At 66.1% G+C, this 19,057-nt stretch carries 15 protein-coding genes and 1 pseudogene; 8 read left to right on the plus strand and 8 right to left on the minus strand.

Features of this window, described 5'->3' with window-relative positions; translation table 11 throughout:
• Positions 1–170 precede the first annotated feature (170 nt).
• A complete protein-coding gene (lexA, locus tag C722_RS0106805) occupies positions 171–782 on the plus strand; it encodes a transcriptional repressor LexA (protein ID WP_026083698.1) in 612 nt (203 codons plus the stop codon).
• Between the two features lie 184 nt (positions 783–966).
• On the plus strand, positions 967–1,467 hold the full coding sequence (gene sulA, locus C722_RS0106810) for an SOS-induced cell division inhibitor SulA (RefSeq protein ID WP_017639780.1): 501 nt from the start codon (positions 967–969) through the stop codon (positions 1,465–1,467).
• Positions 1,468–1,530: 63 nt separating this feature from the next.
• Here sulA and C722_RS0106815 read toward each other — a convergent pair whose 3' ends face one another.
• From C722_RS0106815 to fadB, 6 genes are all read right to left on the minus strand, one after another.
• Positions 1,531–1,767, minus strand: a complete 237-nt coding sequence (locus tag C722_RS0106815) for a hypothetical protein (RefSeq protein WP_007162387.1) — start codon at positions 1,765–1,767, stop codon at positions 1,531–1,533.
• A 130-nt stretch (positions 1,768–1,897) separates the two neighbouring features.
• On the minus strand, positions 1,898–2,416 hold the full coding sequence (locus C722_RS0106820) for a DUF6586 family protein (RefSeq protein WP_017639781.1): 519 nt from the start codon (positions 2,414–2,416) through the stop codon (positions 1,898–1,900).
• A gap of 58 nt (positions 2,417–2,474) precedes the next feature.
• The gene (topA, locus tag C722_RS0106825) at positions 2,475–5,081 is read right to left on the minus strand and encodes a type I DNA topoisomerase (protein ID WP_017639782.1); all 2,607 of its coding nucleotides are present in this window, start codon (positions 5,079–5,081) and stop codon (positions 2,475–2,477) included.
• A gap of 149 nt (positions 5,082–5,230) precedes the next feature.
• On the minus strand, positions 5,231–5,482 hold the full coding sequence (locus tag C722_RS0106830) for a DUF1653 domain-containing protein (RefSeq protein WP_026083700.1): 252 nt from the start codon (positions 5,480–5,482) through the stop codon (positions 5,231–5,233).
• 72 nt (positions 5,483–5,554) lie between these two features.
• Positions 5,555–6,733 carry an acetyl-CoA C-acyltransferase FadA gene (gene fadA / locus C722_RS0106835; RefSeq protein WP_017639784.1) on the minus strand — a complete coding sequence of 393 codons (1,179 nt, stop codon included), beginning with the start codon at positions 6,731–6,733 and terminating at the stop codon, positions 5,555–5,557.
• Positions 6,734–6,748: 15 nt separating this feature from the next.
• Positions 6,749–8,896: a fatty acid oxidation complex subunit alpha FadB gene (gene fadB / locus C722_RS0106840; RefSeq protein ID WP_017639785.1), complete on the minus strand. Its 2,148-nt coding sequence runs from the start codon at positions 8,894–8,896 to the stop codon at positions 6,749–6,751.
• Between the two features lie 415 nt (positions 8,897–9,311).
• On the opposite strand from fadB, the gene C722_RS0106845 reads away from it, so the two are divergent.
• Positions 9,312–9,752 carry a universal stress protein gene (locus C722_RS0106845; protein WP_017639786.1) on the plus strand — a complete coding sequence of 147 codons (441 nt, stop codon included), beginning with the start codon at positions 9,312–9,314 and terminating at the stop codon, positions 9,750–9,752.
• 18 nt (positions 9,753–9,770) lie between these two features.
• On the opposite strand, the gene C722_RS0106850 is transcribed toward C722_RS0106845, so the two are convergent.
• On the minus strand, positions 9,771–11,675 hold the full coding sequence (locus tag C722_RS0106850; protein ID WP_017639787.1) for an ATP-binding cassette domain-containing protein: 1,905 nt from the start codon (positions 11,673–11,675) through the stop codon (positions 9,771–9,773).
• Positions 11,676–11,895: 220 nt separating this feature from the next.
• On the opposite strand from C722_RS0106850, the gene C722_RS0106855 reads away from it, so the two are divergent.
• From C722_RS0106855 to phnE, 5 genes and pseudogenes are all read left to right on the plus strand, one after another.
• A complete protein-coding gene (locus tag C722_RS0106855; RefSeq protein WP_017639788.1) occupies positions 11,896–13,824 on the plus strand; it encodes a transglycosylase SLT domain-containing protein in 1,929 nt (642 codons plus the stop codon).
• A gap of 196 nt (positions 13,825–14,020) precedes the next feature.
• Positions 14,021–14,869 (plus strand): putative selenate ABC transporter substrate-binding protein, encoded by an 849-nt coding sequence (locus C722_RS0106860; protein ID WP_017639789.1) that lies wholly within the window; start codon positions 14,021–14,023, stop codon positions 14,867–14,869.
• The gene (locus C722_RS0106865) at positions 14,866–15,675 is read left to right on the plus strand and encodes a phosphonate ABC transporter ATP-binding protein (RefSeq protein ID WP_017639790.1); all 810 of its coding nucleotides are present in this window, start codon (positions 14,866–14,868) and stop codon (positions 15,673–15,675) included. The genes C722_RS0106860 and C722_RS0106865 overlap by 4 nt, the downstream gene beginning before the upstream one ends.
• Positions 15,669–16,481: pseudogene (locus tag C722_RS26665) on the plus strand (PhnE/PtxC family ABC transporter permease); the annotation flags it as partial. The gene C722_RS0106865 and the pseudogene C722_RS26665, both read left to right, overlap by 7 nt.
• 51 nt (positions 16,482–16,532) lie before the next feature.
• Positions 16,533–17,264 (plus strand): phosphonate ABC transporter, permease protein PhnE, encoded by a 732-nt coding sequence (gene phnE, locus C722_RS26670; RefSeq protein WP_231893118.1) that lies wholly within the window; start codon positions 16,533–16,535, stop codon positions 17,262–17,264.
• Positions 17,265–17,403: 139 nt separating this feature from the next.
• Here the strand turns inward: phnE and selA are convergent, their stop codons facing one another.
• Entirely contained in the window at positions 17,404–18,813 is a 1,410-nt protein-coding gene (gene selA, locus C722_RS0106875; protein WP_017639792.1) for an L-seryl-tRNA(Sec) selenium transferase, read from the minus strand.
• Positions 18,814–19,057 lie beyond the last annotated feature (244 nt).

A 19,057-nucleotide genomic window follows, 5' to 3' on the forward strand; every position in this document is an offset into this window, starting at 1 on the left:
GTTCGGGCGGTGAGCCTGACCTGAAAGCGCTGGAGCACTCGTCCTTCCGCTGTTTGCGGGCTATTTGCCACCAATCCGGCCTGTCGTCCGAAGCCGGGCCAGGTGCCCTTGCCTACCACCTGGAGTTACTGTATATAATCACAGCATCATTAGACGACGCGACGTGCATCATGCTGAAACTGACACCGCGACAAGCCGAGATCCTGGCCTTCATCAAGCGTTGCCTCGAAGCCAATGGCTTTCCGCCTACCCGCGCGGAGATCGCGCAGGAGCTTGGTTTCAAATCGCCGAATGCGGCCGAGGAGCACCTCAAGGCCCTGGCCCGCAAGGGCGCCATCGAGATGACGCCGGGCGCCTCTCGTGGCATCCGCATCCCGGGGCTGGATACCACGCGCAAGGCCGACGAGAGCCTGCCAGTCATCGGTCGGGTCGCCGCGGGCGCCCCCATCCTGGCCGAGCAGAACGTCGAGGAAAACTGCGCCATCAACCCGGCCTTCTTCCAGCCCCGTGCCGACTACCTGCTCAAGGTCAAGGGCATGAGCATGAGAGACGTCGGCATCCTCGATGGCGACCTCTTGGCCGTCCATGTGACCCGTGAGGTGCACAATGGCCAGATCGTCGTGGCCCGGGTGGGCGACGAAGTCACCGTGAAGAGATTCAAGCGCTCGGGCAACCAGGTAACCCTGCTGGCGGAAAATCCCGAGTTCGCCCCTATCGAAGTCGATCTTTCCACCCAGGAATTCGCCATCGAAGGGTTAAGCGTTGGCGTCATCCGCCGCTAACGTCTAGGGCTGGCCTGCGGGCCAGCCTCTTGTCACCGCTATTTGCCTTACGCCGAAGTCTTGATCGGGGGTATCGGTTCGCGCTCCGAAAAAGCGCTCAAGACCAGGCTGAGCACAGTGACGTCATGTATCCGTGGTACATGACCTCAAGTGGATTTGATCGAGTCGCCTCCAGGAGGTCGCCATGCAATTTCCCCTGATGTTCGATGCCCCGCGTTCGTTGGTTCAAGAGCTGGACCTGGCACCTGAGCTCCTGCTGCAGGAGCTGACCGCCTTTCTGCCCAAGGCCGGCAAGCCGGCCCGGGAGCTGCCGGCCGCCCCGCTGCCGGACACCTTCAGCGAGATGTCCCTGCACGGTAGCCAGGAACAATGCCTGCAGTTGCTGGCGCCCATCCTGCGCCAGCTGAGCGACAAAGACGATGCTCGCTGGCTGACCCTGGTCACGCCGCCGTCGCTGCTCAGCAACGCCTGGTTGCGCAGTACCCATCTGAATCCGGAACGGGTGCTCCTGCTGCAGACGCCGAGCGCGGCCAAGACGCTGCAACTGGCCTGCGAGGTGCTGCGCAAGGGGCAGAGTCATACGGTGATCAGCTGGCTGCACGACCTCAGCGATGCGGGCAAGCAGCAACTGGCACGCGCCGCGGCCCAGGGCAATAGCCAGAGTCTGAACGTCAGATTCGCCTAGGCAGCGGGCAGGAAGGGATGTAGCGGCGGCATTCCCGCACGGAATGCCGGATCAGGCGGAGAGTCAGTGCAGGACGCGGGGTTGATCGTCACGCTGAAGGCTGTCGCCTTCGGCCAAGCGACCCGCCATCTGCACGCCCAGGTTGAACATGGCCTTGGCCACCTCTATCTGCTGTCCATGCAGGAAATCCTTGGCATCGCTGGAAAACTCAAGGGTCACGAGGGCTTCCTCGTCGTCCGCACGGCGCAACACGATGCGACCATCGGAGAGTTCAACGATTTCCAGGTAGGCAGTAGTCATTCAGTATCTCCACAGCTAAGCGGATAGTGTAACAGCGTGGGGTCTGGGAGGCTGACTTGCCTGAGCCTTTTTCGACGGTCTGCAAGGCCATCGTCCTGACGGCCTCTGCGGCATGCTAGCTGGACGGCTCCTACCACTCGGTCATGGCACCGCGGAATCTGAGCGCCGTCTGCTTGAGACTTTCGCGCCAGGCTTCCACTTCTTCAAGACCCAGTTCCGGCTCGGCCGGTTCCAGGCTGACCGCTTCGATGAGGGCCAAGGTCGGGTCCTGCTTGGGCCGCCGCGGCGCCTGGGGCGGTTGCAGCAGCCGCTGGTATTCGGCGATCAACTGCGCCAGCCAAGTCTCCGAATTGCCAGCCAGCTCCACCAGTTCACCCATTTCCGGACTGGGCGCCTCGTTCAAGGCGTCGGGTGAGAGCAGGACGGCGAGCGACGTGGCTTCCATGGTGGGATGACGGTAGAAGCCTGCCACCTCCTGACAGAGCCCCAGCAGGGCGCCATGCAGGTGAAACAGGCAGGCCTCGCGCTCGGCCATGATGCGGCCCTGGCTTTGTGCGGAGGGTGCCGCCTGAGCCGAGCGCCAGCTGTCCAGCGCCAGACCGGCGAAATAGAGCTTCTGGTTGGTGCGGGTGTAACGCTCGTTGGCCATGCCCTTCTCCTCAGGCCGGCTCACGCCGACCACCTGTCTCGCGCCGGAGCCAAAGGCCCTAGCGCTTCTCTTCCACCTGCCACTTCTTGCCGTCGTAGAAGGCCTTCCAGCCGGTGGGCTTGCCCTCGACCTCGGTCTGCACGTACTGCTCCTTGGTCTTGCGGCTGAAGCGGATCACCGCCGGGCGGCCTTCGGCGTCCTTCACCGGGGCACTCAGCAGATAATGGTACTTGGGATCGATCTCGTCGCGATGGGGCAGCAGTTCACTGACCAACGGCGCACGGGTCTCGCGATTCTTCGGGAAGCCACTGGCGGCCAGGAACAAGCCCGACGCCCCGTCGCGCAACACATAGGTGTCGTCGACCTTTTCGCAGCGCAGCTCAGGCATGGGCACGGCATCCATCTTCGGCGGAGCCGGCTCGCCGTTCTTGAGCAACTTGCGAGTGTTCTTGCAGGCCGGATTGGTACAGCCGAAGAATTTGCCGAAACGGCCGGTCTTGAGCTGCATCTCGCTGCCGCACTTGTCGCATTCCAGCGACGGGCCTTCGTAGCCCTTGATGCGATAGCTGCCCTCTTCGATCTCGTAGCCCGGGCAGTCCGGATTGTTGCCGCAGACGTGCAACTTGCGGTGCTCGTCGATCAGATAGGCGTCCATCGCGGTGCTGCAGATGGGGCAACGATGCTTGCCGCGCAGAACCAGGGATTCGGACTCGCCCTCGTCGTCTTCGGCGATCTCGTCGCCCGGCACCAGGTTGATGGTGGCCTTGCAGCGTTCCTTGGGCGGCAGGGCATAGCCCGAGCAGCCGAGGAAGACCCCGGTGGAGGCGGTCCGGATCATCATCGGCCGGCCGCAGAGCTGGCAGGGAATGTCGGTCAGGGTAGGCTGATTGGCCCTCATGCCCTTCTCGCCCGCTTCGGCGTTCTCCAGCTTCTGCTTGAAGTCGCCATAGAATTCGTCGAGCAGATTCTTCCAGTCCCGCTCGCCCTGGGCGACGTTGTCCAGGTTGCCTTCCATGTTGGCGGTGAAGCTGAAGTCCATCAGGTTGGCAAAACTTTCGTTGAGGCGATCGGTGACGATGTCGCCCATCTTCTCGGCATAGAAACGGCGGTTGTGCACCGTCACGTAGCCACGATCCTGGATGGTGGAGATGATGGCGGCATAGGTGGACGGCCGGCCGATGCCGCGCTTCTCCAGCTCCTTGACCAGGCTGGCTTCGGAGAAGCGGGCCGGCGGCTTGGTGAAGTGCTGGCTCGGGTCGAGCTTGACCAGGCCGAGGTCCTCGCCCTGCTTCATCTCCGGCAGGACGTCGTCGTCACCCGGCTTGCTCTGCTGCGGCAGGACGCGGGTGTAACCATCGAACTTGAGGATGCGACCGCGGGCACGCAGCTCGAAGTCGCCCGCCGCGGCGGTCACCGTGGTGGACAGGTATTCGGCCGGCGGCATCTGGCAGGCCAGGAACTGGCGCCAGATCAGTTCGTACAGGCGCTCGGCGTCACGTTCCATGCCCGACAGGCTGTTGGGCTTGACGTTGACGTCGGACGGACGGATGGCCTCGTGCGCTTCCTGGGCGCCTTCGCGACTGCCGTAGACGTTGGCCTTTTCCGGCAGGTACTGCTTGCCAAATTCACTCTCGATGTAGCCACGGGCCATGGCGATGGCATCGCCCGACAGGTTAGTCGAGTCGGTACGCATGTAGGTGATGTAGCCGGCTTCATAGAGACGCTGGGCCATCATCATGGTCTTCTTCACCCCGAAGCCCAGGCGATTGCTCGCCGCCTGCTGCAGGGTGGAGGTGATGAAGGGTGCGGAGGGCCTGCTGCTGGTCGGCTTGTCTTCGCGCTTGGCGATGCGATAGGCGGCCTTTTCCAGCTTGGTCAGCGCGGCCTTGGCCTGGGCTTCGTTCAGCGGCTTGAAGGCTTCGCCCTTCTCGCGCACCACTTCGAAACGCACCTGGGCCTTCTTCGGCGTGGCCAGGTCCGCATGGATCTCCCAGTATTCCTCGGGGACGAAAGCGCGGATCTCGCGCTCGCGCTCCACCACCAGCTTGACCGCTACCGACTGAACTCGACCAGCGGACAGGCCACGGGCGATCTTCGACCACAGCAGCGGCGAGACCATGTAGCCGACCACGCGGTCAAGAAAACGCCGCGCCTGCTGGGCGTTGACACGATTGATGTCCAGTTCGCCGGGCTGGGAGAAGGCCTCCTGGATGGCCTTCTTGGTAATTTCGTTGAAGACCACGCGCTTGTAGCGCGAGTCGTCGCCACCGATGGCTTCCCGCAGGTGCCAGGCGATGGCCTCCCCTTCGCGATCCAAGTCGGTTGCGAGATAGACGGTGTCGGCGTCCTTGGCCAAACGGCGCAGTTCCTCGATCACCTTTTCCTTGCCAGGCAGGATCTCGTAGTGCGCCTTCCAGCCGTGTTCGGGATCGACGCCCATGCGGGTGAAGAGCTGGCGCCGGGCCTTTTCCTTGGGTGACAGCGCGGGCGCCTCGGCGGCGGTCTTGCGCGTCTTGGCGGCGGGCTCCTTGGCGGTGCCGGCGCCGCTGGTGGGAAGGTCGCGGATGTGGCCGATGCTCGACTTCACCACGTACTGGTTACCCAGATACTTGTTGATGGTCTTGGCCTTGGCCGGGGATTCCACGATGACCAGCGATTTACCCATGGGAGAGTCAGATTCCTGCTTGAAAGCGATGAGCGAGCGAAAGGCGAGCGCCAATACGGCGGATGGAGGACCAGAACGACTTCAGTCTGGTGCGCCGGGGGCGGTCGGCCAACGCGGCACCGCTATATATAGTGGCGATGTCGGCAAGGTCAAGGCTGCGGCGTGGCATCCAGACCCAAGGGATCGGCTTCGACGCTGATCAGCGCGAAGCGCGGCACCTGCTCGCCATCGACCTGGACGCTCTCGCGAAACATGCTCAAGGGGCGGGCCCAGAGACCATATTCGCCATACAACGCCTGATAGATGACCAGCTCTTCCTCGGTCTCCGAATGCCGGGCCAGACCCAGCACCCGATACTGCTGACCCTTGTAGTGCCGGTAGAGTCCCGTCTGCAATGCCATGTTCCACCTCGAAAAAAGAAAACCGGGGCAGCCCTGGGGGCGCCCCGGTCGGATGACGCACGCTGCGGCGGATCAGCGCAGGCGTTCGAACACCGTGGTGATGCCCTGGCCGAGCCCCACGCACATGGTGGCCAGGCCGAAGGTGCCGTCATTCTGTTTCATGACATTTAACAGCGTGCCTGAAATTCTGGCGCCAGAGCAACCGAAGGGGTGACCCAGGGCGATGGCACCGCCGTGCAGGTTGACCTTTTCCTCCATCTTGTCGAGCACCTTGAGGTCCTTGAGCACCGGCAGGGCCTGGGCGGCGAAGGCTTCGTTGAGCTCGATGAAATCGATGTCGGCGATGGTCAGGCCGGCGCGCTTGAGCGCCTTCTGCGAGGCCGGGACCGGACCGTAGCCCATGATCGCCGGGTCGACGCCGGCCACCGCCATGGAGCGGATCTTGGCCAGCGGTTGCAGGCCCAGGTCCTGGGCGCGCTGGGCGGACATGACCAGCATGCAGGAGGCGCCATCAGTGATCTGCGAGGAGGTGCCGGCGGTCACGGTCCCGCCCTTCGGGTTGAAGGCCGGCTTCAGGGCCGCCAGTCCTTCGAGGGTGGTTTCCGGACGGATGGTCTCGTCCTGGCTGAAGACCTTGAGGAAGCCGTTCTCGTCGTGACCTTCCAGGGGAATGATCTCGTCCTTGAATTTGCCTTCCTGGGTGGCCTTCCAGGCCAGTTGATGAGAGCGGTAGCCGAACTGGTCCTGGGCTTCGCGGGTGATGCCGTGCATCTTGCCCAGCATCTCGGCGGTCAGGCCCATCATGCCGGAGGCTTTGGCGGCGTGCAGCGACAGCTGGGGATTCGGATCGACGCCGTGCATCATGCCGACGTGGCCCATGTGCTCCACCCCGCCGACGACGAAGACGTCGCCGTTGCCGGTCTGGATCGCCTGGGCGGCGGTGTGCAGGGCGCTCATGGAAGAACCGCACAGGCGGCTCACCGTCTGGGCGCCGCTGGTATGGGGGATGCGGGTCAGCAGCGAGGCCATGCGGGCGATGTTCCAGCCCTGTTCCAGGGTCTGGTTGACGCAGCCCCAGATCACGTCTTCCACCTCGGCCGGGTTGACCTGGGGGTTGCGGTCGAGGACCGCGTCGATCAGCCGCGCGGACAGGGTCTCGGCGCGGGTGTTGCGGTGCATGCCGCCCTTGGAACGGCCCATGGGCGTGCGGGCGAAGTCGACGATGACGACGTCTCTCGGATTCAGACTCATTTCTTTACTCCAGGCTCAACCGAAGAAGCGTTGGCCAGCGGCGGCCATTTCGCGGAGTTTGGGGGTCGGGTGGTACAGCGGCCCGAGGTCGGCGTACTTGTCGGCCATGGCGACGAATTCGGCCACGCCAAGGCTGTCGATGTAGCGCAGCGCACCACCACGGAAGGGCGGGAAGCCGATGCCGTAGATCAGGCCCATGTCGGCCTCGGCGGCGCTGTCGACGATGCCGTCTTCCAGGCAGCGCACGGCTTCCAGACACAGCGGCACCATCATCCGCTCGACGATCTCCTCGTCGGTGAATTCACGCTGTTCGTAGGTGACCGGTGCCAGCACCTCGGCCACGGTCGGATCGGCGACCTTCTTCGGCTTGCCCTTCTTGTCGGTCTCGTAGACATAGAAGCCCTTGCCGTTCTTCTGGCCGAAGCGATGGGCTTCGTAAAGGGCGTCCACCGCGGTCTTGCGGCTTTCCCTCATGCGCTCGGGGAAGCCCTCGGCCATGACGTCGCGGGCGTGGTGGGCGGTGTCCATGCCGACCACGTCCATCAGGTAGGCCGGGCCCATGGGCCAGCCGAACTTCTCCATCAGCTTGTCGACGCGCTGGAAATCGGCCCCCTGGGCCAGCAGCGCGGCGAAGCCGCCGAAGTACGGGAAGAGAATGCGGTTGACCAGGAAGCCGGGGCAGTCATTGACCACGATGGGGTTCTTGCCCATCTGGCGAGCGTAGGCCACGGTGGTGGCGATGGCTCTTTCGCTGGTCTTCTCGCCACGGATCACCTCGACGAGGGGCATCATGTGCACCGGGTTGAAGAAGTGCATGCCGCAGAAGTTTTCCGGACGCTTGAGCGCCTGGGCCAGGAGACTGATGGAGATGGTGGAGGTGTTGGAGGTGAGGATGGCGTCCTCGCGTACCTGGCCTTCCACTTCGGCCAGCACGGCCTGCTTGACCTTGGGGTTCTCGACCACCGCCTCGACCACCAGGTCGACGCTCTTGAAGTCGCCATAGGACAGGGTCGGGCGGATGCGATTGAGCGCCTCGGCCATCTTCACCGGCTCCAGGCGGCCCTTCTCGACGCGCTTGTTGAGCAGCTTGCTGGCTTCGTTCAGGCCCAGTTCCAGGGCTTCGTCACGAATGTCCTTCATCAGGATCGGCGTGCCCTTGAGCGCAGACTGGTAGGCGATGCCGCCACCCATGATGCCGGCACCCAGGACGCTGGTCAGCTTGACCGGCGCAGCCTGCTTTTCCAGCACCTTGGCCTTGCGCTTGAGCGCCTGGTCATTGAGGAACAGCCCGACCAGGCTGGCGGAGACCGAGGTCTGGGCCATCTTGGCGAAACCGGCGCCTTCGACTTCCAGGGCCTTGTCACGACCGTAGTTGGCGGACTTCTGGATGGCCTTGATGGCTTCCAGCGGCGCCGGATAGTGCGGACCGGCCTGACTGGCGACGAAACCCTTTGCCGATTCGAAGGCCATCATGGCTTCGATGGCATTGAGCTGCAGCTTTTCCAGCTTGGGCTTGCGCTTGGCCTTGTAGTCCAGCTCGCCGGCCGCAGCACGGCGGACCAGATCCAGGGCGGCGTCGAACAGATGCTCGGGGGCGACCACGGCATCGGCCACGCCGACCTTGAGGGCGGTGGCGGCGTCGTTTTCCTTGCCGGAGGCGATCCACTCGATGGCGTTGTCGCTGCCGATCAGGCGCGGCAGGCGAACGGTGCCGCCCCAGCCGGGATAGATGCCCAGCTTGACTTCCGGCAAGCCGATGCGCGCGGCGGTGCTCAGCACCCGGTAGTCGGCGGCCAGGGTCATCTCGCAACCACCACCCAGGGCGATGCCGCCCACGGCGGCCACGGTGGGCACCGGCAGGTCTTCGAAGTCGTTGAAGATGCGGTTGATCTCGGCGATGCCGGCCTGCAGCTCTTCGGTCGGCCGGCCGAACATCTCGACGAATTCGGTGATGTCGGCGCCGACGATGAAGACGTCCTTGCCGCTGGTGACGATGACGCCGCGCAGGCCGGCGTGGGCTTTCAGGGCATCCACGGCCTGGCGGAATTCGCGCAGGGTGATGGCGCTGAACTTGTTGACCGATTCGCCTTGGAGGTCGAAGCGAAGTTCGGCGATGCCGTCCTCCACGTCGCGCACCGAAAGGGCTTTGCCTTCGAAAATCATCAGCGGGTCTCCCTTGAGTCCTGGTCGCGAGGCGGGCGGCAGCTTCGGGTGGAAGCCGAAAATCGCCAGCCCCGATATTGTTCTGTGGAGGGCACCGGCCGGGCCGGGGCGAAAATTCATACAACCGTTTGAACGGCTCGCACAACCTTCTGGCAAAAGCGGGCGCTTGTCAATTGGGACACGCGGGGAAAGCGCAACCGGGGGTTCGCGTGGTGGGCGCTTGAGCTTGGCGCGCTTCTGTGCAAGATAGCCGTGGAGCTATCCCCGACTCCTGGAGTCGAAACTACAAGTGGGCGAGCCTCTGCCTGAACAGCTGCCGAGCGACAGCCGGTTCTTTCCAGGCAGAACCTGAAGCCTGCGAATCGAGCGCCAGCCACGGTACGGCCTGGCGCCCCATCATGAAGGAGAGATGTGTATGGCCTACCAACACATATTGGTTGCCGTCGACCTGACCGACGATTGCCAGCCGGTGATCCGCCGCGCCGTGGCCCTGGGTCAGTGCTGTGGCAGCAAGGTGTCCCTGGTGCACGTGGTCGAGCCCATGGCCATGGCCTTTGGCGGTGATGTGCCCATGGATCTGTCGTCGCTGCAGCAGCAGCAGATCGAGCAGGCCCGCGAACGACTGGATGGTTTCACCACCCAGTACGCCGAGTTGGCTGGCAACTGCGTGCTGGCCTATGGGCAGCCGCGCCAGGAGATCCACCGCATGGCCAAGGAGCAGGGCTGCGACCTGATCGTGGTCGGCAGCCATGGTCGTCACGGTCTGGCCTTGCTGCTGGGCTCGACGTCCAACGACCTGCTGCACGGCGCGCCTTGCGATACCCTGGCGGTGGCCCTGAACAAGGACAAGACCTGATCCCGCGGCCGGGTTGGATCACTCCAACTCGGCCCAGCGCTCGATGAGGCGGTCCAGTTCGGCCTGCAGCGCGTCCATGCGGGCCAGCTTGGCCTGGGTAACCTCGCCCGGCAGCTGGTAGAAGCCGGGATCGGCAATGGCGGTCTGCAGGGCTTCCAGTTCGATCTCCGCGGTTTCGATGGCGCCTGGCAGGGCGTCCAGCTCACGCTGCTCCTTGTAGCTGAGCTTGCGCTTGGCCGGCGCGGCTGCGGGTGCCGCCACAGGAGCAGGCTCGGCCTTGGCGGCCGGCTGTACCGGCTTGTCTTCGCGGGTTTGTACGCCCAGCAGGCGCGGTGAGCCACCCTGGCGCAGCCAATCCTGGTAGCCACCGACGTACTCCCGTACCCGCCCTTCCCCTTCGAACACCAGGGTGCTGGTCACCACGTTGTCGAGGAAAGCCCGGTCGTGGCTGACCATCAGCACGGTGCCCTCGAAACTCAGCAGCACCTCTTCGAGCAGTTCCAGGGTCTCGACGTCGAGGTCGTTGGTGGGTTCGTCCAGCACCAGCAGGTTGGCCGGCTTGCTGAACAGCTTGGCCAGCAGCAGGCGCGCGCGCTCGCCACCGGACAGCGCCTTGACCGGGGTACGGGCACGCTGGGGGCTGAACAGGAAATCGCCCAGGTAGCTCAGCACATGGCGATCCTGGCCGTTGATGGTGATGAATTCGCGACCCTCGGCGAGGTTGTCGATCACCGTCTTCTCCGGCTCCAGTTGCAGGCGCAGCTGGTCGAAGTAGGCGATCTCCAGCTTGGTGCCGTACTGGATCTTGCCGGTGGTGGGCTGCAGGTCACCCAGCAGCAACTTAAGCAGGGTGGTCTTGCCCGAGCCATTGGGGCCGAGCAGGCCGATGCGATCGCCACGCTGGATCAGCAGGGTCAGGTCGCGGATGAGCGGCTCGCCGCCGGGGTGGGCATAGCTCATGTGCTCGGCGAGGATGACCTGCTTGCCGGACTTGTCGGCCGTTTCCAGCAACAGATTGGCCTTGCCCTGGCGTTCGCGTCGCTCGCTGCGTTCGTTGCGCATGGCCTTGAGGGCACGGACCCGGCCTTCGTTACGGGTACGTCGGGCCTTGATGCCCTGGCGGATCCAGACCTCTTCCTGGGCCAGGCGCTTGTCGAACAGGGCATTGGCGGTCTCTTCCGCCGCCAGCTGCTGCTCCTTGTGCACCAGGAAGCTGGCGTAGTCGCCCTGCCAATCGATCAGGTTGCCGCGGTCCAGTTCGAGGATGCGGGTGGCCAGCGCCTGAAGGAAGGCCCGGTCGTGGGTGATGAACAGCACGGCGCCGGGATAGCCGCGCAGGGCGTCTTCCAGCCAGGCGATGGCCCCGATGTCCAGGTGGTTGGTGGGTTCGTCGAGCAGCAGCAGATCGGGCTCGGCCACCAGGGCCTGAGCCAGCAGCACGCGCCGCCGCCAGCCACCGGACAGTTCGGCGAGGGTCTTTTCCGCCGGCAGCTGCAGCCGGCTCAGGGTGCTCTCCACCAGTTGCTGCAGGCGCCAGCCATCGCGGGCCTCCAGCTCCTGCTGGACGTGCATGAGGCGGTCCATGTCCAGTTCACCGCTGGTGTCCTGGGTCAGGTGATGGTATTCGGCGAGCAGCTCGCCGACGCCCGCCAGGCCGGCGGCCACCACGTCGAACACCGAGCGGTCGTCGGCGCGCGGCAGTTCCTGCGGCAGCTCGCCGATCTTCAGCGCCGGCGCGCGCCAGACCTCGCCGTCGTCGGCCTGCTGCTCGCCCTTGACGATGCGCAAGAGGCTGGATTTGCCGGTGCCGTTGCGGCCGATGATGCATACCCGCTCGCCCCGTTCGATCTGCCAGGACACCCCGTCCAGTAAGGGGGTGACGCCAAAGGCCAGGGATACGTTGGTGAACTTGAGCAGCGCCATGGGTTTCTCCGCGAAAAAGGCCAGCCAGTCTAGCAGAGACGCCTACCCTAGCGCCGGTCGACGCGACCCGGCGAAACGCCCGGACCGCCCGACGGCAGGCCATGGCCGACGCTTTCGCCGCCTGGCGCCGGCACGTAAGCTAGACTGCCCCGTGACGGTCGGCCGCTGGCCCTGAGCCTGGCGCGCCGCCTCCTCCGCATTCAGCTTTTACGGAATTCCCATGCGCGGTCGCCTGTTCGTCATCCTGCCCCTGCTCCTCGCTCCCCTGATCGGCTCCACCACCTCGCAAGCCGCTCCCCTAGAGCAGCAGCGGCAACTCTACGACCAGGCCAAGGCGGCGCTGGATCGCGGCGACGCCAGCGTTTACCTGGCCAATCGCGGCGAACTGCGCACCTATCCGCTGGAGCCCTACCTGGCCTACGACGAGCTGATCAAGCGCGTCCCCGGCGCCAGCGACGCCGAGATCGAGACCTTTCTCGCCGAGCACGGCGATCTGCCGCAGTCCAACTGGCTGCGTCTGCGCTGGCTGCGCAGCCTGGCCGATCGCGGCGACTGGAATCGCTTCGAGAAATACTATTCGCCCGACTACAACTTCACCGAACTGGATTGCCTGCACGGCCAGTACCTGATCGCCCAGGGCAATGCCAGCGAGGGCTTCAAGCTGGCGGAGAAGTACTGGCTGGTGGGCAAAGCCCAGCCGACCAGCTGCGACGGCCTGTTCCAGGCCTGGGCGGCGCGCGGCCAGCTCACCGAGGAGCGGGTCTGGGAGCGCGCCAAGCTGGCCGCCGACAAGGGCGAATACGGCCTGGTGCGCACCCTCTCCGCCCAGTTGCCGACGCTGTCCGGCCAGGCCCAGCGGCTGATCGACGTAGCGCAGAAGCCGCAGCAGATCGCCAATGTCCAGGCTTTCGCCCCGGCCAGCGAGAGCCTCGCCGACGTGGTCGGCCTGGGACTGCGCAAACTGGCGCGCCAGGATCCGGAACAGGCCATGGGTCTGCTCGATGTCTACAGCCAGCGCATGCCCTTCACCCGCGACGAAAAGGTCGCCATCGCCCGCCAGATCGGCCTGACCCTGGCGAAGAACTTCGATCCGCGCGCCCTGCCGTTGATGGAGCGTTACGATCCCGAGCTGCGTGATGACGACGTCAGCGAATGGCGCGCCCGACTGCTCCTGCGCCTGGGTCGCTGGAGCGATGCCCATGCCCTGATCGAGCGCTTTCCGCCCAGCCTGGCCAAGGCCAATCGCTGGGAATACTGGCGCGCCCGCACCCTGGAGCTGATGCAGCCGCAGAGTCCGGCGGTGCTGCGCGAATACGCCGAAGTCAGTCGCGAGCGTGACTATTACGGCTTTCTCGCTGCCGACCGCAGCAAGGCGCCCTATCAGCTCAACAACAAGCCGCTGATGCTCAGCGACGCCCTCAAGCGCAAGGTACGCAACACCCCGGGCGTGCAGCGGGCCCTGGAATTCATCGCTCGCGGCGAGCCGATCAATGCCCGCCGCGAGTGGTTCTACGTCAGCCGGCACTTCAACCGTGACGAACTGGTGGCCCAGGCGCGCATGGCCTACGACATGCAGTGGTACTTCCCGGCGATTCGCACCATCAGCCTGGCCAAGTACTGGGACGACCTGGATATCCGCTTCCCCATCGCCTATCGCGAGAGCTTCGTGCGCGAGGCCCAGACCCGCGGCCTGCACAGCAGCTGGGTGTTCGCCATCACCCGCCAGGAGAGCGGTTTCATGGCCGATGCGCGCTCCGGCGTGGGCGCCATGGGGCTGATGCAGCTGATGCCGGCCACCGCCAGCCATACCGCCAGCAAGTTCGCCATTCCCCTGGCCTCGCCGCAGCAGGCGCTGACCCCGGAAAAGAACATCCAGCTGGGCACCGCCTATCTGTCCATGGTCCATGCCCAGTTCAACGGCAACCGCGTGCTGGCCTCGGCCGCCTACAACGCCGGCCCGGGCCGGGTGAAGCGCTGGCTGAACGGCGCCCGCCACCTGGCCTTCGATGTCTGGGTGGAGACCATTCCCTTCGACGAGACGCGGCAATACGTGCAGAACGTGCTGGCCTACGCGGTGATCTACGGGCAGAAGCTCAATTCGCCACAACCCCTGGTGGACTGGAACGAGCGCTTCTTCGACGAGACCTGAGCGCCTGCCGGCTAATCTCCCCCTCCCTGGCGGACTCGAACGCTGCTTCGAGTCCGCCGCGCAGTCGCCGTCTAGAGCGTTTCCGTCGCTGCGCCGCACGTTCCGGCAAGGCCTCCGGCCCCGTGACGGCTGCGCAATCGAGCGTCACCCCCTATACTGCAGCCCCTTTTTTTCCGCTATTGAACCGGAGAAACCCATGCTCAAGCGTTCGCTGGCCCTGGCAGCAGGCCTGGCCCTGTCCCTGACGTCCCTGCTTTCCCATGCCGCCGACGAACTGCGCGTCTCGGCCATTCCCGACGAGGCGCCCACCGAGCTGATCCGCAAGTTCAAGCCGCTGGGCGAATACCTGGAGCAACGCCTGGGCATGCCGGTCAAGTTCGTGCCGGTGTCCGACTATGCCAGCGTGGTGGAAGCCATGGCGTCGGATCGGCTGGACCTGGCCTGGTTCGGTGGCTTCACCTTCGTCCAGGCGCAGCGCAAGGCGCCGATGAATCCCCTGGTACAGCGTGAGGAAGATCAGCAGTTCACCAGCAAATTCATCACCGCCGATCCGGCCGTGAAGAGTCTGCAGGACCTCAAGGGCAAGACCTTCGCCTTTGGTTCGGTCTCCTCCACCTCGGGCAGCCTGATGCCGCGCTACTTCATGCAGCAGGACGGCATCGTTCCCGAGCAGTTCTTCTCGCGGGTAGCCTATTCCGGCGCCCATGACGCCACCGTCGCCTGGGTTGCCGCGGGCAAGGCCGATGCCGGGGTGCTCAACGCCTCGGTGTGGAAGAAGCTGGTCGACGCCGGCAAGGTCGACACCAGCAAGGTGCGGGTGATCGCCACCACCCCGGCCTACTACGACTACAACTGGACGGTGCGGGGCAATCTGGATCCGCAACTGGCGGCCAAGATCAAGCAGGCCTTCCTCGACCTGGACCCGGCCAAGCCGGCGGACAAGGCGATCCTCGACCTGCAGGCGGCCAGCCGCTTCGTGCCGACCTCGCCGGACAACTACAAGAGCATCGAAGCTTCCGCCCTGGCAGCCGGCCTGCTCAAGTGAGTCTCGCCCTCAGGGGCGTGACGCTGGTACACGCCGACGGCTCGCCCGCCCTGGCCGATCTCGACCTGCACCTGGAACAGGGTGAGCAGGTCGCCCTAATCGGCCCGTCCGGGGCGGGCAAGACCAGCCTGCTGCGGCTGCTCGCCACCGGGCTGCGGCCCGTGACGGGTCAGCTGGAGCTACTCGGGGAAGATCCCTGGACGCTGGGCAACCGCGCGCGGCGCCAGCTGCGCGCCCGTATCGGTCTCATCCACCAGGCCCCGCCGCTGCCCGCACGCCAGAGAGTCATCACCGCGGTGCTGGCCGGACGGCTCGGCCAGTGGTCGCTGGCGCGTAGCCTGATCAGCCTGGTGCATCCCCTGGATCGTGACGGCGCCGCTGCGGCCCTGACGCCGCTGGATCTCGCCGACCGTCTCTACGCCTCCTGCGATCAGTTGTCCGGTGGCCAGCTGCAGCGCATCGGCATCGCCCGGGCGCTCTACCAGCAACCGCAGCTGCTGCTCGCCGACGAACCCGTGTCGGCCATGGACCCGGTGCTGGCCGGCCATACCCTGGAGGTGCTGCGCGACGCCGCCGGGCGCCAGGGCAGCACCCTGGTCACCAGCCTGCACAACGTCGAACTGGCGCTACAGCGCTTTCCGCGCATCCTCGGTCTGCGTGCCGGTCGGCTGCTGTGGGACAAGCCCGCCAGCGCGGTGAGCGAGGCCGATCTCGCGGCGCTCTATGCCAATGACGGCCTGAGTACCACCCTAGCGCCCGCCGCGCCGACTCCGGCCGAGACACCGCTCGATCTGCCACGATGCTGAATCCGCCTCGTCGGGACCCCGCTGCCCGGCCCCGCCTGCTGCTCACCCTGCTGGCCCTGGTGCTGGCCTGGCCGACGCTGCGCCTGGCGGAATTCGATCTGCTGGGCCTCTTCACCGGCGACAATGCCCGCACCATGGGCAACTTTCTCGCCGGCTTCTGGCCCCCGGCCCATGACGCCGACTTTCTCGCCGTGCTGGGTCGCGCCACCCTGGAAACCCTGGCCATCGCCACCTTGGGCATGGCCCTGGCGGCACTGATCGCCCTGCCCGCTGCCCTGCTAGCCACCCGCGCGCTGTCGATTTCCGCCCTGCCCCGCGCCGGTCGCCCCGGTCGGTTGCCACGCCTGCTCCGCGGGCTGGTCCGCGGGGTACTGATCGTCCTGCGCAGCGTGCCGGAGATCGTCTGGGCGCTGCTGTTCGTCCGCGCCGTCGGCCTGGGCCCCACGGCGGGGGTGCTGGCCATCGCCATCACCTACGGCGGCATGCTGGGCAAGGTCTATGCGGAGATCTTCGAATCGGTCGATCCCCGCCCGGCGCGGGCCCTGCTGCTCCAGGGCGCCGGTCGCCTGCAGGCCTTCGTCTATGGCGTGCTGCCCAATGCCGCGGGCGAGATGATTTCCTACAGCGTCTACCGCTGGGAGTGCGCCATCCGCGCCTCGGTGGTGATGGGCTTCGTCGGCGCTGGCGGCCTCGGCCAGCAGGTCGACCTGTCGCTACGCATGTTCGCCGGTGGCGAGGTGGCCAGCCTGCTGCTGACCTTCCTGGTGCTGGTGCTGCTGGCCGATGTGCTGAGCCGGCTGCTGCGCCAGGTGGAGCGCGGCCGAGGCCGTGGCCCCGGGCTGTTGACGGTAGTGGCGATGGGCACCGCCCTGCTGGCGTCCATCAGCTACCTGGGCACCGCCTTTGGCGAATTGCTGAGCGCCCGCGCCCTGGGTCAGATGGGTAGCTTCCTGGCCGATTTCCTCAAGCCGGATTTCTCCCTCGCCCAGCTGTCGGCCGTGGCCCGGGGCGCTGTGGAAACCCTGGCGATGTCGGCCCTGGGTACCCTGCTCGCCGGGCTACTGGGCATCCTGCTGGCGCTGCTGGCGGCCGGCCGCTTCGGCCTGGCCGCCCTGGCGCTGGCGCGGCTGCTGCTCAATGCCCTGCGCGCCGTGCCGGAACTGGTCTGGGCGGCGCTGATGGTGCTGGCCGCCGGCCTGGGACCCAATGCCGGCACCCTGGCGCTGGCCCTACACACCGCCGGGGTGCTTGGCCGGCTGTTCGCCGAAGCCCTGGAAAACACCCCCAAGGCGCCTGCCGAAGCCATTCGCCTGGCCGGCGGTGGCGCGCTGGCGGCCTTTCTCTACGGCACCCTGCCGGCAGTCTGGCCGCAGTTGCTGGCCTATCTGCTCTATCGCTGGGAAAACAACATCCGCATGGCCAGCATCCTCGGCTTCGTCGGCGCCGGCGGCCTGGGGCAGCAGCTGTACTTCAGCCTGAGCCTGTTCCAGCAGGCCCAGGCCGCCACCGTGATCCTCGGCATGCTGGTGCTGGTGCTGGGCGTGGATCTGCTGAGTAACTGGGCCCGGCAGCGCTGGGTCGTTCGTTAGAGCCTATTCAAAGGCTGCTGCGCGTCGGCCAAACGGCGTTGAAAAGACCATCGGAATGCTCATTTACTACTCGTAAACTCCGCTTCCTCAGGTCTTTTCGCCTTGTTTGGCTCTAGCTCGCGAGCCTTTGAACAGGCTCTTAGCGAATCTCCGGCAGCAGCAGCGCTGGCAATTGCGCGAGAAAGGCGGCTTCGTCGTCGAGCTGACGCAAATCCAGCCAGAGCGCATCGGCGTCGATGCGCCCCACCACCGGAATGGGTAGCTGGCGCAGGCCCTCTTCCAATTGCCGCAGGGCGCGCCCACGCAGGCGCTTGCTGACCTGGGGGCGACAGCACAGCGCCGCCCCGGGCAGCCGTGCCACCGGCTGGGCGCCACTGCCGATCATGCCCAGCGCCGGCTCCACGCTGACCGCATAGGTCGCGCCTAGCACGGCGGCGAAGGCCGGCAGCAGCCGCTCGGCCTGGGTGGTGATGGCCTCGGCCGAGCGCGACAGCAGCCTGAGGCTGGGCAACCGCTCGGCCAGTCGATCCGGATCGCGATAGAGCGCCAGGGTCGCTTCCAGGGCGGCCAGGGTCAGCTTGTCGACCCGCAGCGCCCGCTTGAGCGGATTCTTCTTGATGCGCTCGATGAGGTCGCGGCGACCGACGATGAGGCCGCACTGGGGGCCGCCCAGCAGCTTGTCGCCACTAAAGGTCACCAGGTCGGCGCCATCGCGCAGGGCCTGCTGCACCGTGGGTTCGGCGGGTAGCCCCCAGCGGGTCAGGTCCACCAGGGTGCCGCTACCCAGGTCTTCCAGCAGCGGCACGTTATGGGCGCGGGCAATGGCGGCCAGCTCCGCCGTGGCCACGCTGGCGGTAAAGCCCTGGACGCTGTAGTTGCTGGTGTGCACCCGCATCAGCAGCGCGGTGCGCGGGCCGATGGCGGCCTCGTAGTCGCGGGCATGGGTGCGATTGGTGGTGCCCACCTCCACCAGCTTGACCCCGGCCCGGGCCATGATGTCGGGGATGCGAAAGGCACCACCGATCTCGATCAGCTCGCCACGGGACAGCACCCCTTCCTTGCGCGCCCCTATGGCATGCAGGGCCAGCAGGACCGCCGCGGCATTGTTGTTGACCACGGTCACCGCCTCGGAGCCGGTCAGTTCGCGCACCAGGTCGGCGACCAGGTCGTCGCGATCGCCGCGCTTGCCGGTGGCCAGGTCGAATTCCAGATTCATCGGCTGGCGCGCGGCCTCGGTCACCGCGGCGATGGCCTCTTCCGCCAGCAGCGCCCGCCCCAGGTTGGTGTGCAACACCGTGCCGGTGAGGTTGAACACCCGCCGCACCCGTGGCTGGCTACGCAGTGCCAGGCGCTCGCCCAGGCGGCCGGCCAGGACGCCCTCCTCTACCTCCACGGCGGTCAGGGTGCCGGCCTTCAGGGCGCCGCGCAGATCGTCCAGCAGCGACCGATAGCCGCCCAGGACCTGCTCGCGACCGTGGCGCTCCTCCAACGGACGCGAAGCGGGGTGGCGCAGCAGGCGGTCGATGGACGGCAGGCGAATGGCGGTCATGGGAGCCTCTGGGGTCGAGTCGATCCCCAGTGTAGCCCGAACCCAGGGCGGGTCGACCAGAGCGTGCCGCGCTGCTGCAGGCCTGGCCCGCCGTTGCATGGGGTGGCCCGAACCCGGACCTCGGTCGTCTGGAAATGACCCCTGGGTTCCCGGTTTGCCGCGTGCCAGAGCCCGTCCTAGGATGGTTTTCGCGGGCTTTTCCCAGGCGCCTACCGCAGTCCTGGCGTGGAAAGCCCTGGCCACC

The sequence above is a fragment of the Pseudomonas sp. 313 genome (assembly GCF_000316965.1).
GTDB lineage: Bacteria > Pseudomonadota > Gammaproteobacteria > Pseudomonadales > Pseudomonadaceae > Chryseomonas > Chryseomonas benzopyrenica.